The organism is Janthinobacterium sp. J1-1 (assembly GCF_030944405.1).
Classification (GTDB): Bacteria; Pseudomonadota; Gammaproteobacteria; order Burkholderiales; family Burkholderiaceae_D; genus Janthinobacterium.
The window spans coordinates 2,363,888-2,380,380 of the sequence record NZ_CP132339.1; the positions used below are offsets into that span (position 1 = coordinate 2,363,888).

The 16,493-nt window shown below is 54.3% G+C and carries 16 protein-coding genes and 1 pseudogene; 8 read left to right on the forward strand and 9 right to left on the reverse strand.

The window, feature by feature from the left end; translation table 11 throughout:
* Window positions 1-61: 61 nt before the first annotated feature.
* Window positions 62-574 carry a glycine zipper 2TM domain-containing protein gene (locus Q8L25_RS10725; RefSeq protein ID WP_308924808.1) on the reverse strand — a complete coding sequence of 171 codons (513 nt, stop codon included), beginning with the start codon at window positions 572-574 and terminating at the stop codon, window positions 62-64.
* A gap of 285 nt (window positions 575-859) precedes the next feature.
* Here Q8L25_RS10725 and Q8L25_RS10730 point away from each other — a divergent pair, with 285 nt between their 5' ends.
* The 5 genes from Q8L25_RS10730 (at window position 860) to Q8L25_RS10750 (ending at window position 6,245) form a co-directional block, all read left to right on the forward strand.
* Complete coding sequence (locus Q8L25_RS10730) at window positions 860-1,387, forward strand: barstar family protein (protein ID WP_308924809.1); 528 nt, start codon at window positions 860-862, stop codon at window positions 1,385-1,387.
* A gap of 103 nt (window positions 1,388-1,490) precedes the next feature.
* The gene (purN, locus tag Q8L25_RS10735; protein WP_308924810.1) at window positions 1,491-2,099 is read left to right on the forward strand and encodes a phosphoribosylglycinamide formyltransferase; all 609 of its coding nucleotides are present in this window, start codon (window positions 1,491-1,493) and stop codon (window positions 2,097-2,099) included.
* Window positions 2,100-2,120: 21 nt separating this feature from the next.
* Entirely contained in the window at window positions 2,121-3,440 is a 1,320-nt protein-coding gene (locus Q8L25_RS10740; RefSeq protein WP_308924811.1) for an RsmB/NOP family class I SAM-dependent RNA methyltransferase, read from the forward strand.
* A 106-nt stretch (window positions 3,441-3,546) separates the two neighbouring features.
* Window positions 3,547-4,905 carry a mechanosensitive ion channel domain-containing protein gene (locus tag Q8L25_RS10745; RefSeq protein ID WP_308924812.1) on the forward strand — a complete coding sequence of 453 codons (1,359 nt, stop codon included), beginning with the start codon at window positions 3,547-3,549 and terminating at the stop codon, window positions 4,903-4,905.
* Window positions 4,906-5,087: 182 nt separating this feature from the next.
* Complete coding sequence (locus Q8L25_RS10750) at window positions 5,088-6,245, forward strand: fatty acid desaturase (protein ID WP_374694258.1); 1,158 nt, start codon at window positions 5,088-5,090, stop codon at window positions 6,243-6,245.
* Between the two features lie 124 nt (window positions 6,246-6,369).
* Here Q8L25_RS10750 and rpmG read toward each other — a convergent pair whose 3' ends face one another.
* The 3 genes and pseudogenes from rpmG to Q8L25_RS10765 form a co-directional block, all read right to left on the reverse strand.
* A complete protein-coding gene (rpmG, locus tag Q8L25_RS10755) occupies window positions 6,370-6,537 on the reverse strand; it encodes a 50S ribosomal protein L33 (protein ID WP_010400929.1) in 168 nt (55 codons plus the stop codon).
* 22 nt (window positions 6,538-6,559) lie between these two features.
* Window positions 6,560-6,796, reverse strand: coding sequence for a 50S ribosomal protein L28 (gene rpmB, locus Q8L25_RS10760; protein ID WP_010400928.1), 237 nt, complete (start codon window positions 6,794-6,796; stop codon window positions 6,560-6,562).
* Between the two features lie 245 nt (window positions 6,797-7,041).
* Window positions 7,042-7,275 (reverse strand): annotated as a pseudogene (locus Q8L25_RS10765) (JAB domain-containing protein); the annotation flags it as partial.
* A gap of 22 nt (window positions 7,276-7,297) precedes the next feature.
* Here Q8L25_RS10765 and Q8L25_RS10770 point away from each other — a divergent pair.
* Window positions 7,298-8,995: a recombinase family protein gene (locus Q8L25_RS10770; protein ID WP_308924814.1), complete on the forward strand. Its 1,698-nt coding sequence runs from the start codon at window positions 7,298-7,300 to the stop codon at window positions 8,993-8,995.
* A gap of 110 nt (window positions 8,996-9,105) precedes the next feature.
* Here the strand turns inward: Q8L25_RS10770 and Q8L25_RS10775 are convergent, their stop codons facing one another.
* The 3 genes from Q8L25_RS10775 to Q8L25_RS10785 all read right to left on the reverse strand — a co-directional run bounded on the left by Q8L25_RS10775 (window position 9,106) and on the right by Q8L25_RS10785 (window position 12,640).
* The gene (locus Q8L25_RS10775) at window positions 9,106-9,945 is read right to left on the reverse strand and encodes a hypothetical protein (RefSeq protein ID WP_308924815.1); all 840 of its coding nucleotides are present in this window, start codon (window positions 9,943-9,945) and stop codon (window positions 9,106-9,108) included.
* Window positions 9,946-10,703: 758 nt separating this feature from the next.
* A protein-coding gene (locus tag Q8L25_RS10780) for an IS3 family transposase (protein WP_374694259.1) occupies window positions 10,704-12,244 on the reverse strand; the annotation gives its coding sequence in 2 pieces (ribosomal slippage) (window positions 10,704-11,788 and window positions 11,788-12,244; 1,542 coding nt in all).
* 150 nt (window positions 12,245-12,394) lie between these two features.
* Window positions 12,395-12,640, reverse strand: a complete 246-nt coding sequence (locus tag Q8L25_RS10785; RefSeq protein ID WP_308924816.1) for a helix-turn-helix transcriptional regulator — start codon at window positions 12,638-12,640, stop codon at window positions 12,395-12,397.
* Between the two features lie 169 nt (window positions 12,641-12,809).
* Between Q8L25_RS10785 and Q8L25_RS10790 the strand changes: the two genes are divergently transcribed.
* Both Q8L25_RS10790 and Q8L25_RS10795 read left to right on the forward strand, forming a co-directional pair.
* Window positions 12,810-13,709 (forward strand): DUF1566 domain-containing protein, encoded by a 900-nt coding sequence (locus Q8L25_RS10790; protein WP_308924817.1) that lies wholly within the window; start codon window positions 12,810-12,812, stop codon window positions 13,707-13,709.
* 105 nt (window positions 13,710-13,814) lie between these two features.
* Window positions 13,815-14,393 carry a recombinase family protein gene (locus tag Q8L25_RS10795; protein WP_308924818.1) on the forward strand — a complete coding sequence of 193 codons (579 nt, stop codon included), beginning with the start codon at window positions 13,815-13,817 and terminating at the stop codon, window positions 14,391-14,393.
* Here the strand turns inward: Q8L25_RS10795 and Q8L25_RS10800 are convergent.
* Both Q8L25_RS10800 and Q8L25_RS10805 read right to left on the reverse strand, forming a co-directional pair.
* Complete coding sequence (locus tag Q8L25_RS10800; protein ID WP_308924819.1) at window positions 14,374-15,555, reverse strand: hypothetical protein; 1,182 nt, start codon at window positions 15,553-15,555, stop codon at window positions 14,374-14,376. The two genes, Q8L25_RS10795 and Q8L25_RS10800, sit on opposite strands and share 20 nt — an antisense overlap.
* A 684-nt stretch (window positions 15,556-16,239) precedes the next feature.
* Window positions 16,240-16,464 (reverse strand): hypothetical protein, encoded by a 225-nt coding sequence (locus Q8L25_RS10805; RefSeq protein WP_308924820.1) that lies wholly within the window; start codon window positions 16,462-16,464, stop codon window positions 16,240-16,242.
* Between the last annotated feature and the right edge of the window lie 29 nt (window positions 16,465-16,493).

Consider the following 16,493-nt stretch of genomic DNA (forward strand, 5'->3'; position numbering starts at 1 on the left):
ATAACTTGCCATAAAAAATGCCGGCCCCTCGGGACCGGCACTATATGGATGGGCTACTGAGTTACTGTTGAGCTGGTTCGATCGATACTCGCAGGCGGATGCGTTCGCCCGGATCGTACGACATGATGCTGGTGTAGTTGCGGCCGCGGTAGTCATACGTGACCTGGTAGCCATTGTTGCGCGACTCCCAGTGGTCGACCTGGCGGCATTGCTTGATCGCCTGTTCCTGCGTGCCACCCTGGTAATTGTTCTGGTTGTCGACCCGGTCGCCGACCACGGCGCCGGCAATCGCGCCGGCGGCGGCGGCGGCCGTGCGGCCATTGCCGCTACCGACTTGGCTGCCCAGCAGGGCGCCGGCGATACCGCCGACGATGGAGCCGCCCGCGCTGCGCTGTTGCGGCGGCGCCTGAACCTGCACGTATTCCGTACGGCATTCCTGGCGTGGACGGTTGATCTGTTCCACTTGCGGCACAACGCGCACGACCTTGCCGAAATCTTCAAAGTCGGTAGCCTGGGCGAGTGGCAAAGCACCGATACAAAGGACTGACAAGAACAATTTGGCTTGCAGGTTCATTTCTTACCTCGTTATGTAGAGTATCTTCAGGGTCTGGCATCTGGATGTTGTTTTGATTGTGTTTTACAACATGAATCCAGTGTAATCCGCCTGCGCCCGCGAGTGTCATACCGCTGGCAACAAAATGTAACAGCAGAAGCACCTTGCCCCTCAGTCTGTAACATGCACTTTCAATCGATACAAAAGATTGAAACTCGGTTGAAACTCGTGGTTTGTAACAAATCTTGCGTTTGATATCATATTCGGGTTGATTCACAGAGGACAACACGTTACCCTAATACGCGTATGGCTTTAAAAACGCAGTCCGTCGCGGCTTCATCAAGGCGACCGATATGCCGCATGCGTATTGACCCGCAGGCGGCAAATGCAACAAGCACAACAGATCCATACATAACAGGTCGATTTGAGGGAAAAATGAGTTTGTTAATAACCGTGCCGCCCAACCTTGTCCAGTCCATCCGCGCCTTCCGCGTGACCGAGTTACAAGACGAGGCGGCTCGTCTCGGGCAGCACTTTTTATATGCCTATTGCAACACCGGCCTGACCAAGCAGCAAGTCATCGGCCTGATCGCGGAAGCGTTCCTGTTTCCCAAGAGCCTGGCCAAGAATTTCGACGCCTTGCGCCTGTGCCTGACCGATACCATGTTCAAGGCCGGCCCCCAGGCAGGTTTCCTGGTGGTGCTCGAGCAACTGCCCAATACCCAGAAATTCGACAAGGAAGCGCGCGAAACCCTGCTCGACGTGTTTCGCGATGCGGCCGAGTACTGGGCCGAGAAAAAAGTCCCGTTCCGCGTCTTTTACTCCTTCGAATAGCCGTCGTTCCTGGCCATCGCAGCCGGTGCCGGCGCATGTTGCGCCGCAACAATAATGCCGGCCTTTCTAGATTCACGTCGCCATAGCGGGTACAATGCGCGCTATGAAAAATATCGTTATCCTTATTTCCGGACGCGGCAGCAATATGGAAGCGGTCGTGCGCGCGGCAAAAGCCGAGCAATGGCCGGCCCGTATCGCCGCCGTCATCAGCAACCGGGCCGATGCCCAAGGCCTGGTATTTGCCGCGGAACATGGGATAGCGACCGCAGTCGTTGCCAACAAGGATTACGCCAGCCGCGCCGAATTTGACGCGGCCCTGCAGCTAGTCATCGACGGTTTTTCGCCCGACCTGGTGGTACTGGCCGGTTTCATGCGCATCCTGACCGAGCCGTTTGTCGAACATTATGCGGGGCGCATGCTCAATATCCACCCCTCGCTGCTGCCGCTGTTCCCGGGCATGGCGACGCACCGGCAGGCGCTCGACGCGGGCGTGACGGAGCATGGCGCGACCGTGCATTTCGTCACCGCCGAACTCGATCATGGCCCGGCCGTGGCCAGCGCCACCGTGCCCGTCTTGCCGGGCGACACAGAAGACAGCTTATCGGCGCGCGTGCTGGTACAGGAACATCTGCTTTACCCGCGCGCCATCCGCCTGTTCATTGACGATAAACTGTCGGTAGAGCATGGCCAGGTCCGCGTGGACCCTCAATAAAATATTACAGGAAGAATAACAATGAGATTGCCACCAGCGATACTTGCCAATGCTGAAGAAGTATTGCGCGAAATTTTACGTTTCACGGCGCCTGCCGACACCACCCTGTCGCGCTATTTCCGCGACCATCCGCGCCTCGGTTCGCGCGAACGCGGCGCCATCGCCGAAGGCATCTACGCCGTGCTGCGCAACAAATCGTTCTTTACCGACTTCGCCGAAGCGGGCAATGGCCCGACCATGCGCCGTTTGACCATTCTCGGCCTGGCCGAAGCGATGGGCGCCGATTCGCTGGGCGGCCTGACGGAAGAAGAAGTGGAATGGCTGGAACGCATCAAGCAGATCGACCGCAACCTGATGCCGGCCAATATGCGTTCGAACATGCCGAAATGGCTGTTTGACAAGCTGATCGCCCAGTTCGGCGAAGCCGAAACCATGCAGCTGGCCGATGCCCTGAACGCACCGGCGCCGCTGGACCTGCGCGTCAACTCGCTCAAGTCCACGCGCGAGGACGTGATGCTGGCGCTGGCCGAAGCACCGATCCTGAGCACGCCGACGCCGTTCGCGCCGCTGGGCCTGCGCGTGCTGAAAAAGCCATCGCTGCAAAACATGCCGCTGTTCCAGAGCGGCGCCATCGAAGTGCAGGACGAAGGCAGCCAGATCCTGTCGCAGATCGTCGGCGCCAAGCGCGGCGAAATGGTGGTGGACTTTTGCGCCGGCGCCGGCGGCAAAACGCTCGCGCTGGGCGCGCTGATGCGCAACACCGGCCGCTTGTACGCGTTCGACGTGTCGGAAAAGCGTCTGGCCAAGCTGAAACCGCGCATGGCCCGCAGCGGCCTGTCGAACGTGCATCCGGTGCAGATCGCGCATGAGCGCGACGCCAAGATCAAGCGCCTGGCCGGCAAGATCGACCGCGTTCTGGTCGACGCGCCATGTAGCGGCCTGGGCACCCTGCGCCGCAATCCGGACGTCAAATGGCGCCAGCAGCCGAACTCCATCGTCGAGTTGCAAGCGAAACAAGCGGCGATCCTGGCCGGCGCCGCACGCCTGGTCAAGGGCGGCGGCCGCCTGGTGTACGCCACCTGCAGTTTCCTGAGCGAAGAAAACGATGCGATCGCCGAGCAGTTCCTGGCCGCCCATCCCGACTTCACCTTGGTGCCGATGAACAAGGTGCTGGCCGAGCAGAAGATCGAGCTGGAAATGGGCGACTACCTGAAACTGCTGCCGCATTTGCACCAGACCGATGGCTTCTTTGCCGCCGTGTTCGAGCGCAAGATCATGCCGAAGAAAGTCTATGCGGACGAAAAACCGGCCGACGAGGCTGACGCCGACGCTGCCGAGTAATAGCATTGCTGGCGGCCGCTGCACTCGCAGCGGCCGCTGTTGTCACCAGCCAGCCCGCCTGGCGTGAGCACTCGCTCATCCCGTAACACCTTCCACTGCATCCGCCATGAACCAGACTCCGCTGCTTAATCTGATCACCGACTTTGTCGATGATTTTCGTCAACCCGCCATCTTGTGGCAGGCACTCGTCATCATCGCCTGCCTGGCCCTGAGCTGGGTCTTCGTGCGCCAGCTGCGCGCCGTGTTGGCCAGGCGCGCCGATGCTGCCGTGCCACCCGTCAGCGCCGAAGTGCGTGCTCGCACCGAAAGTTTCATCCGCATCCTGACGCCGGTGCTGACGGCGCTGCTGCTGGGCGTGTCCCAGCATTTCCTGGCCAAGTTCCAGAGCGTCAACCTGCTCAGCATTGCCGTGCCCCTGTGTACCTCGATGGCGCTGGTGCGTTTCGGCTTTTATGTGCTGCGCCGCATCTTTGCCCGCCATGGCGAGATCAGTCCCACCATGCTGCTGCTGGAAAAAGTCTTCACGGTGGTGGTCTGGCTGGGCATGGCCCTGTATATCACGGGCTTGTGGCCGGAATTGCATGAATTTTTGGAAAGCATCGTCGTGCCGCTGGGGCGCAACAAGGTGTCGGTGGCTGCCATCTTGCAAGCCGCTATTTCCGTCGCCGTGCTGATGGTGCTGGCGATGTGGGCCGGCACCGCGCTCGACGACCGCCTGATGAAAATGCAGGGCTTGCATTCCTCGCTGAAGGTGGTGGTGTCACGCATGGGGCGCGCCGTGCTGATCCTCGTTTCCGTCCTGGTCAGCCTGTCGCTGGTGGGCATCGACCTGACGGTCTTGTCGGTATTCGGTGGCGCCTTCGGTGTGGCGCTCGGTTTCGGCCTGCAAAAGATCGCCGCCAATTTTGTCTCCGGCTTTATCATCCTGCTCGACCGCAGCCTCACCATCGGCGACATGATCACGGTAGGCCAGTTCAGCGGCAAAGTCACCCAGATCAATACGCGCTATACTGTGTTATTGGGCGGCGATGGAGTTGAGTCCATCGTGCCGAACGAAATGCTGATCTCGGGCGGCGTGCAGAACATGTCGCTCACGAATCGCATGGTGTGGCTGTCGGCCACCGTATCGGTTGGCTATGAAACCGATATCGACGTCATCTTCCCGCTACTGGAAGAAGCGACCGCCAGCGTGCCGCGTGTATCGAAGAGCAAACCGCCGTCGGCCACCCTGGTGCGCTTCGGCGCCGATGGCCTGGACCTGCAGATCGGCTTCTGGATCTCGGACCCGGAAAACGGCACCGGCGGGGTCAAGTCGAACGTGAACCGCGCGATTTGGCGGACGTTGCAGCAACATAAGGTATCCGTACCATTCCCGCAACGCGAATTGCGGATTATTGGCACACCGCCCGCTACACTGGCCGGCGAAACAGAAGGGGCGCCCACGCCCCCAAGCACGCAGCCCTGACCTCGCTGCTGCTTTCAAAATTGCCTGATCGCACCCGTTAGGGCGTACAATCACGCCTAAAATCGACGATGCCGGACCGCCAGCGCCTTGCTGGCGCGACCGTGAACAAGCCCCATCCACCTGGAGTAGTAATGACATTGAGTTCCGTTTTACACGACGTTCTGCAGTTCATGGCAACCGGTATGACCGATCTGTCCGCATGGCAGGTCTTTGCCTATACCATGGTGGTGACCCATATCACCATTGCCAGCGTCACGATTTACCTGCATCGCCACCAGGCGCACCGCGCGCTGGAATTGCACGCCATCCCCAGTCATTTCTTCCGCTTCTGGCTGTGGCTGACCACCGGCCAGGTGACCAAGGAGTGGGCGGCGATCCACCGCAAGCATCACGCCAAGTGCGATACGGAAGAAGATCCGCACAGCCCGGTCACGCGCGGCATCAAGAAAGTGTTCTGGGAGGGCGCCGAGCTGTACCGCGCCGAATCGAAAAACCTGGAAACCATGGCCAAATACGGCCATGGCACGCCAACGGACTGGATCGAACGCCATCTGTACACCAAATACAGCTGGCTGGGCGTGGTCTCGCTGTTCTTCATCAACTTCGCGCTGTTCGGCGTGATCGGCATTTCCGTGTGGGCCGTGCAGATGATGTGGATCCCGGTGACGGCGGCCGGCATCATCAACGGCATCGGTCATTACTGGGGCTACCGCAACTACGACTGCGCCGACGCGGCCACCAACATCATTCCTTTCGGCATCCTGATCGGCGGTGAAGAACTCCATAACAACCACCATACGTATGCAACGTCGGCCAAGCTGTCGTCAAAATGGTATGAGTTCGATATCGGCTGGGCGTATATCCGCTGCCTGGAAATACTGGGCCTGGCGAAAGTGAAAAAGCTGGCGCCGGAACCGAAGTTTTCCCACGGTAAGCTGGAAGCCGATTTCGACACCTTGCAGTCGGTTATCGCCAACCGCTATGACGTGATGGCCAAGTATGCCAAATCGATCAAGTCGGCCTGGAAGGAAGAGCTGGAACACCTGAAGGACAAGGCCGAGCTGGAAAAGCGTTTCCTGAAATCGTCGCGCAAGCTGATGCAGCGCGAGCCGGGCAAGCTGGCCGATGCGCACCATGAGCAGTTGTCCGAGTTGTTCCAGCATAGCAAGTCGCTGGAAACCATGCATCATATGCGCGTGGAGCTGGGCGCCATCTGGGAGCGTTCGCATTTTACGCGCGAGCAATTGCTGCACAAGCTGCAAGACTGGTGCGTGCGCGCCGAAGCGTCGGGCATCAAGTCGCTGCAGGAATTTTCCTTGCGCCTGCGCAGCTACGCGTAAGCAGGACAGTCTGCCATCGAAGGCTCCGCGGTGCGGGGCCTTTTTTTCATCCAGCCGAACCATCAAGAAAAGAAGGACGAAAAAAAACCGCTCGGAAGCGGCTTTTTCAAGGAACTCGGATCGATTACTTGATCTTGGTTTCTTTGTACGTCACGTGCTTGCGTGCTTTAGGATCAAATTTCATGATCTCCATTTTCGCAGGCGTCGTACGCTTGTTTTTGGTGGTCGTGTAGAAGTGACCCGTACCGGCGGTCGATTCTAACTTGATTTTGTCGCGGCCTGATTTTGCCATGATAGCTCCCTTGTTCTGCTAATTAGACTTTTTCGCCACGAGCGCGCATGTCGACCAATACGGCGTCGATGCCGACTTTATCGATGACGCGCAGACCGGCGTTGGACAAACGCAGGGAGACCCAGCGGTTTTCAGATTCAACAAAAATACGACGATTTTGCAAGTTAGGCAAAAAACGACGTTTGGTTTTGTTGTTTGCATGGGAAACATTGTTGCCGACCATCGGCTTCTTCCCAGTGACTTGGCAAACACGTGCCATGGCGCACTCCTTAAAGACATTCCAAATTGGAAAAACGAGAGTATATCCAAAAAAATCAGATTTATCAATGACTTGCGAAAAACAATTGTGTCTCGTTGTATTAAATAATTTAACAATTTGAGGCGCTGGTGTTGCTTGTCATGAAAAACCTTGTAAACTGACTTGTTTACTGCTAGGCAAGCAGCCCGGCTGGCGCGCGTATGTCCTTGTTTACACAGGTTAACTGCCGCAAACGCGCATGGACGCTAGAGTTGCCCGTGTTCGGCGAAGGAATGGACTTGCCGGCCTGCCACCACAAAATGGTCGAGCACGCGCACATCGACCAGCGACAGGGCCTGCACCAGCGAACGCGTCAGCAACAGGTCCGATTCGCTGGGCTCCGGCGTGCCAGAAGGGTGGTTGTGCGCCAGGATCACGCTGGCCGCGTTGTGCTGCAGCGCCTGTTTCACCACTTCGCGCGGATACACGCTGGTATGAGTCTTCTGGTACTATCTTCGGAATATGAAAACTACTCAGATAAGTAAGCCTCGCGTCATTTCTTACAAGCGCTACTCAAGTCTGCGGCAGGGCCGCGGGCACAGTGTGGAACGGCAGGAGGATGCGGCTCAAAAGTGGTGTGTCAGAAAGGGATTGGCTCTCGATACAAGTCTCACACTCTTAGATAAAGGAAAGAGCGGTTTCACAGGCGCCAATCGGCATAAAGGGGCGCTCAAAACGCTTCTTGATAAAATTGACAATGGCGAGATCAAGCCAGGTACATACTTGCTTATTGAAGCACTTGATCGTCTAACCCGAGAAGAGCTCACAGAGTCTGTTCCGCTTTTTCTTATGCTGCTGTCGGCTGGTTTGGTAATTGTGACACTTGTTGATGACAAGGAGTGGACGAAAGAAGGAATGAACAAGGATCAGAGCGATTTCTTTTACTCAATAATGCTTCTCGGCCGTGGACACGAAGAATCCCTTCGGAAAGCATCAATGATTCGAGCTAAGTTTGAAGCGGCTAGAAGAGAGCATAAAAACATATTTGGATCCGCTCCAGGTTGGCTAAGGCGAGAGGACAAGAACTCGCAGTGGACAATTGTGGAGGATCGAGCCAATTCGGTACGGAAAGTATTTGAACTTGCAGCTCAGGGGTATGGAAGTAAAGCGATTTCAAAAATTGCTAATGCGGAAAAATGGCCGTTGCCAACGCGTGATACGAAGACAAAAACCACTACATGGCACGGCACAATGCCCGGGCGATTATTGCGTCTGAGATCGGTTTTAGGAGAGTATGAATATTTTCTTCAGGATTATAAAACAAAACAAAAAACCGGTTCCTGGCGAGGAGAGCGATCAAATATAATCGTTCAAGATTACTATCCTGCTATCTTAGATGAGGCGCAATGGTATAAGGCACGCGCCGCAATTGACCGTAAGGCAAAGACTCCTCGCAGACGAGACACGCATTATTTTAATATATGGTCAGGATTGCTGAGGTGTGGAGAATGCGGTGCAATGATTCAACGGAAGACTGAAGCGCGAGGTGGCAGTAAGGCCCAGCTTACGTGTTCTAATAAGATTTCTGGTGTTACAGATTGTCGAACTGGCGCGGCCTCTAAGACGGATGAGCCCTTACTTCTGGATATATGTTCATACGCAGGCGCGCAACTGGGACTTGGCTATGACAAGCAGGCTGTAGTCGAGGAGATAGATTTGGCGATTTCTAAGCTTAGTGATAATGAGGCAGCTTCTATTGCTATGGCAGAAGCAATAGTTTTGGCGAAGGGCAGGGTTCCAGCTTTCCAAGATAGAATTGGAAAGCTGGCTGACGAGAGGGATGATTTAATGGAAAGAATATCGAAGAATAAAGAAATGTTATCTCTTGAGCCAAATAATCTTTTTGATGATGCCTATGCCAGGGATGTTTTAAAAATACTTTATGAAAAAAGTGAAAGTGCTAGGAATTTAAGGGCTGAATGCAATACTAGACTGACTCGTGCAATCGATGCAATTTGGCATTTTGCTTATGATGTTGCAATTGTGAAATATAGAGATAGCAATATAGTTCAAACTATTGTTTTGCAGGGAAAATTATCCGGGGATTTGCATCCGAAGAATTTGGCTTGGATGCAAGGAGATATAACGTTACCTGGATTAAATGAAATTCTCTTAAGCGATAAAAGGAGTCATCAAAATATGAAGTCAGGAATCGCCTAGGGAAGCGCTGATTAATTCAATCTATAAAATTTCGCCACCTTAAAAATCAAAGACTTACATGCCAGGCATGGTAAAAAAGTCGAATTAATCAGTGGCTCCCTAGAGTTCTGCTATGGATTTTTAATAGGTTGGTTATATGGTGAGAGGGTAATATGATCGATCCTGATGGACCCAACCCCAACGCCTTTTAGACTCATCCAGCATCGAATTAGGGTTACGGGCGCTTTCACCCCCCCAAGCGCCTGAAGCTTTCTCTCAAAACGTCCCCAGTGATCGAGGTTGTAGCCTCGTTCGTCGCGAGCGCCTACTAGAATCGCGATTATGCCTACCTTCACTGGAGTATCTTGAACCTCATCAAAATAGGCCAGTGGCTTTCCCCGGCTTGCGCCGATTACAGCGCGAACAAGTTGATCTAAGTTTTTTCCGGTTTTACGAGAGGATTCAACTTCTAGCCAAGCGGAAAACCCCTTATCGCGGCAAACTAGCAGAGCATCTGGATACTTTACTTCAGACGGAGCGGTTTGCCGCAAATATGAATCGGGTAGTACCTCGTGGCCTAGCTGCTCTGCTAGAAGACTTGCCACTCCGATAGCCCAAAGATCGTGTTGCCAGCTGTTAGGCGGATACCACACCCCGTTCTGGTATGCCCCCCAATCTTTTCCTGACTTATACCCTTTGTGAACGTCTGCCCATGTGTCCAGCTTTGTGGCGCCTCGAGTGGAGACCACATAGGCTGTACCCGCGCTGCGGCCTGGTAGTTTTCGTTCAATGACAAGCCGCAAAGCTGTTAGCTTACGCAGGAGCTTCTCCGCGTATTTCCTGGCGTGCTTGTTGCGCGGATAAAGAAGGCGTCCCAGTTCAGTCGGACGAAGCCAGGAGAAACGATGGATAAGGCGCAGCGCGGTGGCAGCGTGTTCGTTTGCATCAATACGAAGTGGGTGTTTGCTCATACCCAGTATAGCGCCGTTGAATGTGCCTACGAGTATTCCTTTGTACTTTATGTAGGTATATTAAGTATCGGCGCCGGTGGCGCCGCTTCACCCCCTCCGGCACCAAGGTGCGGATTGTCGGGGGTTGCGCGCCCTGGGTCGTCTTGCTGCGCAAAACTCCTTGCCGGGCTTGCGCTTCGCGTGCGGCACGTTGTGCCTCACTCCAGCGATCCGTTACACGGACCTTGGGGCGCTTCCCGCAGCCTCCGGCTTCTCAGTACCTGAGACCGCTTCGCGGGCGGGCATCCACCTTCTGGGACTCGCGCTAACGCGCTCACCTCCTCGCTATGCGTGGCTCTCTCCTGGGTCGAGACAGAACGCGGATGCCCGCCCCCAATTCGGGCCGGGAAGCGGGGCTTTGCCCCCATTTGACCCGCGTCCGCCAGTCGCCTTTGGCTCCAGCTTGCGACCGCAATTCAGATGGCTCCCCCACCAGGCTGCGTCCTGGACCGGGGGCTGCGCCCCCCACATAAATGAAAGTCGGCCGCCTGTCACCTTTGGCTCCGGCTTGCGTCCGTCTTTCATTTTTGCGGCGCCCCTCTGCCGACTGTATTTGCTTCGCAAATACAGTCGGCAGAGGCCCTGAAGCGAGCGGCGAGGATTTCTGTAAGAAAGTTGGAGACTAAGCCGATGGGCTGCAACGTAGTCGGTACGTGTCAAGATAGTTGTCGCATAATTCCGGTTTTAGAATGCGTCGATTTTGTTCTTTCCTCAGCGCGTCACGCGGCGCGACGCTGGTCAAGTTTGGACGGCGGGTTAAGCCAAACCTCATCAGCTATCTGCCATGCGCGTGGTGGTCGTTTCCAGCGCAACGGATGGCGCTCCCGCGCCTGCGCGTAGACCTCCCGCCGCTGCCGCAGGACGTCGTCCGCGAGGCCGCTGTGGCGCTGTTCCGGTGTGACGAAGGATAGGCCGCTATGCAAATGCTCGCCGTTGTACCAGGTGACGAATTTCAGCACCCATTGCCGCGCCAGCTCGATGTCCTCGAATCCATTCGGCGGGTAGCCTGGCGCGTACTTGCAGGTGCGGAACCAGGATTCGATATGGGCGTTGTCGTCCGAGACGCCGGGGCGGCTGTGCGACGGTGTGATGCCCAGCGTCTCCAGCTTGGACTTGAGCGTATGCGCCTTTTGCGCCGCGCCATTGTCGGCGTGCAGCACCAGCGGCTTGTTGTGGGGACGGTGTTCGCGCCAGCAAGCCCGCTCCATCAACGCGGCCGCCTCGTCGCCACCCTCGCGCGCATGCACCTCCCATGCGACCAGCTTGCGGCTGAACAGGTCGATGACGGCGTACAGATAAAAGAACATGCCGCGCACCTGGCTGGGCAAATAGGTCACGTCCCAGCTCCACACCTCGTTGGGGCCGTGGGCCACATGGCGCTGCGGCTCGGTGGCCTGCGGCGCCTTGGCGCGGCCGCGATGCTGCTGCTCTTGCGCCGCGCGCAGTATGCGATAGAACGACGATTCGGATGCCAGATAGGTTCCCTCGTCGGCCAGACGCGGCACGATTTGCGCCGGTGGCAAGTCGGCGAAGCGCGCCTCGTGGCAGACGTCGAGCACGCGCTGGCGTTCTTGCTCGCTCAGCTTGTGCGCCGGCGCCGGACGGGCCGCCATCGGTCTCGCATCGGCTCGGACCTTGCCCGTGCGACGCCAGCGCTCGACGGTGCGCGCACTCAAGCCCAGTTCGGCACAAGCCAAACCAAGAGGGGCGCCATCCTGGCAGGCTTGCTCAATATCGGCGACCAACTCCTGGCGCTGCGGCAACGCAATCATGCGTCCTCGCCGTCGGTCCACAGCGCTTCGTACTTTCGGGACAACACCAGCAGTGCCGCCGTCTCGGCCAATGCCTTCTCCTTGCGGCGCAAATCCCTTTCCAGCTCCCGGATGCGCTTCTTGTCCGTCGCGCGTTCGGTGGCGCCAGCTCGGTTCTGTCCAGCCGTCAAGGCCGTGTGGACTTCAGTGCGCCAGCGTTCCAGCTGTTCCACCAGCAATCCCTTGCGACGGCAGTACGCCGCCAATTCAGCCGCGTTCAGCGGGGCCGCCTCCAGCACCACCGCAAACTTGTCGGCGGAGCTCCATTGCTCGGGATTTTGTCCATCGCCGGGCACCGCGCGGCCTTGTTCGCGTGCCTGCTTGCGCCACAGGTACAGCGTGGCTTCCGGCACGCCGGTGAGCTGCGCCACTGCGGCCACAGGCTTGTTATGCGGCGCGCTCATTTGGCTGAGCGCGTGCTCTTTCTTCTCGTTGGTGTATTTCGTCATCGTAAAATCCATCGCCCCAGGGCAGATTAGAACTCCAATTGTTGGAGGCGACAACTATTTTGACAGAGGGGGTAGTCGTGTAGCTAGGTCACTGGGGCCGGTGAGCGGGGAGTGGCGTCCCCCGACGCGGTGCAAAAATGCCGCTGCCGATTACGGGTCTTCTACATGTGAAGTAGTCAGTAGCACCTCTGCTTCCATGACTAACTCTGCGGCTGAACAATTTAATGCTGCCGAGAGTTTCAACATCGTTTGGAATGTCGGCTGCTTGCGGCCCGTTTCCATCCAGCTGACGAAAACTCGCGCCACCCCGGCTTCGAGCGCCAGCTTTTCCTGGCTCCAGCCAGCATTTACTCTTCTTCGTCGCAAGGCTCGACCAAATGCTAGTGCTGGGTCCACATCAATCCTTCACTCATCTGAGAATGAAGGCTAAAGAATTTCAACTATCAAGTCTTTATACTATGGTATACAATTAGATCATTTCCATAAGGAAATAAATTTCATTGCATAAAAAGCCATGAGTTGCTATCGTGTAGGGAATTATTAAACCAGATTGAGTGAGAAAATAATGAAAAGTAAAACGGTAGCTATCGCAGCAATTTTATTGATGTTAACATCTTTGTCTTATGCGCAAGATAAAATTGACTGTGGTAAAAATGCAGAATATATTGATAATAAAAATGGCACAATCAGCGATCCCAGAACAAATCTAATTTGGCAGATGTGTGTGGCAGGGCAAGAATGGAATGGGGAATCTTGTGGTGGAACACCAACATGGTTGGATATGAAGGAGGCCACCATATTTGCCGTTAGTAATAAATTTTTGAAATTTAATGACTGGCGAATTCCAGAGTATGAGGAATTTTTAAGTATTTTGGATGTGAGTGTTAATTCCGAATCTAAAGCAACTCTAAAGAATATACCTCCTCTACCTGGGTGTAATGCTTATCCGTATTCTAAAATTCTTCCTCCATTAATGAAGGTTTCAAATAGTAATTTAAAATTTTGGACTTCTACAATAATAGAAGGGTCGGAAAATTACTATGGATTCACATTCTCAACCCTGTACGATAAATTCTTAGGTGTGAGAGTTGAGAAGATACTCCCATCGAACGAATATCTCGGAAATGGTTTTGTTAAGCTTGTTAGAGGTGGCACGCCCAGGGGTGACTTTAAAAGCGGGAATTTTTCAAAAATAGCTGATTCATACATTCGTGAAAGTGAAGAAATTCTAAAACAACAGCAGCGAGAAGCCGCAAATATTAAAAAATGGCGAGAAGGAAAGTTTTCGATTGGGGATGATACATTTTGCGGTCCAATAATAGAAATACGGCGTCCACTGATAAAAATAGCTCTTAATGCGCAACTTCAAGGGTTTGGGAATGAAGCATGGGTAAAAATTTCTGATGCATTTCCGCCAGAGTACGGATGTAAAAATTTGAACGGTAGAATTTCCCCGTTGAAATAACGACCGTTATTTGGATGCCTTTCAAAACGATGAAAAAGACAATTTTTGCTATACATATTAGTATGGATTGCTGTCCATTAATCAATGTTTTAGAAAGGTGTCATTATGGCTCTTGTTGGATATGCCCGGGTTAGTACTCACGAGCAAAACTTGGATTTGCAAGTTGATGCACTTAAAGGTGCTGGGTGCAATTTGATTTACACCGAACAAGCGAGTGGGAAGTCCGCTAGGAAAAGCGACCGGCCGGAACTGGATCATTGTCTACGAGCTCTGCGTCCAGGCGATACCCTCGTGGTCTGGCGGTTGGACCGCCTTGGCCGTAACCTTCACGACTTGATCTCTATTATCAACGCAATGGAAGCTCAGGTAATTGGATTTCGCTCGCTGACAGAGGCAATTGACGCAACTGGCCCCACCGGGAAATTGATTTTGCACATGTTCGCGGCACTTGCCGAATTTGAGCGAGCCCTGATCCGAGAGCGTACTTTGGCTGGCCTTGCTGCCGCTAGGAGTCGTGGCCGATTGGGCGGACGCCGTCGAGCACTGTCCGAAGTAGATGCCCGGGCAGCAGTGGCCCTACTGACGCAACCAGGAATTCAAGTAAACGATATTTGCAAGCGTTTTAATGTGTCGCGTTCGACACTGTATAACTATGCGAGCGCGCTCAAGCCAAGCCCGAAGTAAAGTTAATTTTCGGCGGGCATGCTCCCTTGACCCCTACTACGGTTTTGGTTTCCCCGGTCAAGGTCAGCCAGCCAGGAGGGATCGAAGAATAGCCGGCATAAAGGGCCGCGAGCATAATCGCTGTGGTCAAGGCTTCCCGTTCCTTCACCTGAGCGACCGCCTCACGCTGATGGGATAGCACTACTGCTCTCCAGCCATCCGGGGAAATTGCTCCCAGTCGTTCTCCCGGAGCAGGCGGCGTTGTTGCGCCGTCTTCTATTGCTGTTTTGGCGGCCCTGGCTGTGCCATAGAACGAAAGAACGTGCTTCCCTTTGATGTCGGTGGCATACTCAGAAAAATGACGCTTCGCAGCTGCAATTACAGCAGGATCGGAGACTTGAGCAATGATGCGCAGGAGGTCAATCGGGGTCAAACTGTCTTGCTTTTCTGAAAAACCCATGTTTTTTACGCTGTATGCCACCGCCTTGGCAGCATCGACGGCCGAAACTAGAGCTACAGCCGACTGTGCAGCCATGCAGACTTTTATACCTGCTTTTTTACCAGCCTCCGACCAGCGACCAGCAACTAGCGCGTATGCATCGTCGAGAACTGAAAGCCGATTACGTCCTTTGATCTCCTTAGTTACTGCCCAGTCGCACAGAAACGATACGTGAAAATGAGGATGCCAGCCGTTAGCTGAAAAGGTCACCTCAAGACGTCGGATGCAACCCACGATTCCGAGGTCATTAGAAAGGTTTTTCCAGATTGACTTGCTGCGAAGTGCTCTCCATGTATTGTTCAGACGTTCAAGCACAACGACAAGGGGCTCACCAAAGTAGTGTGGAACAGTAAATACTGCATCTACCATAAAGCCGCCTTGAGCGTAATGTGCTGCGACTACTTCGGCGACCGTGCGCTTATCCCGGGCCATCTTGTTGTGATGACACACGGGACAAACATGGTGAGCATCGCAAATCATCAGACCCCCCAAGCGGGTTTTACCGTCTTTGGTTGCCGTAACAGTGACGGGCGAACTACCCAAGCGATGGCGTAAACAAGCACTGGCCCGGTGTGTAGGTAAGGCGATACGGACGGCATTTTGAAGAGCAAGGCGTTCGTTCTTGTTCCATTCCCGGTTGCGCAGCGGGGTAGTGAAAACAAGCGAAGTAAAAGAAGAAGACATGGACGCACTCCGTAGTGCGTCGCGTCCCAGCATACTAAATAGCTGGCCTCAATAACCCCTTTCGGAGCCTCTAAATTTTTCCTCTCGTGCCAGTTGCGACGAGGTTCATAAGGTAGCTTTTTTGCTAAACCAATTTTGATGATCAGTAGCAATTATGCCAACTCCAACGTTTGTTGGAGACGTAAGATAATGCCATAAAGCTGTATGGATGTACAGTCCCTGGGGTTTTCTCATATTGGCGGAACCCGTTTGCAAATTACACACAGAAAGTTGAAGTCTCGCACTATACTTAATGGAAGAGGAAACAATGCACCGCCGGAGTGTCAAGTTCATCAGCATTAAAGTGGACTGGGGAGGTCATTAACGTGCCAGGCCATAGGTCTGGCTATTCTCGCGGGGGGAGGGCAGGCGCCCTTGGTTCTTCCCCCGCACCCCAGTATCGTACTTAACGGTTTTTTTGTATAGATAGGCCGGGAGCGATTACGACTTAGGAGTGCCTAGAATTGTTGTAGCGACTCAGCTACTACACCGTGCGCGTCCAACACTATCATGGGATCGGTAGTTACGTAGGCGCTTAATTTAAATGGAATTTGTGCTTCAAACGTCGAGTCAATGCAACAAGAAGCAGCGCTAGACCGGTACGCCTTCCGGATTCACACTGCTAAATCGGACCTGCGCTTAAATTTACTTCATTGCTTTAAACCCAAATTCCTCAGCAGCTTCAAGAGAGCGGGCGCGCGCCTCAATTAGCAGTTTAAAAAGTTGATCTTCAATTAGAGTTGCGCCGTGTTGCTCAAAAATGGCGCTCAGCCTTTCGATTGCGGTGAGATAAATCAAGCGTTTGGACAATTCCAAACCATCGTTGTAGTTTGGTTGGTTCATTTCTTGAATGTTGCTATTTTTTACCATTATGTTTCCTTTCGGGTTAGTTTGTTTCC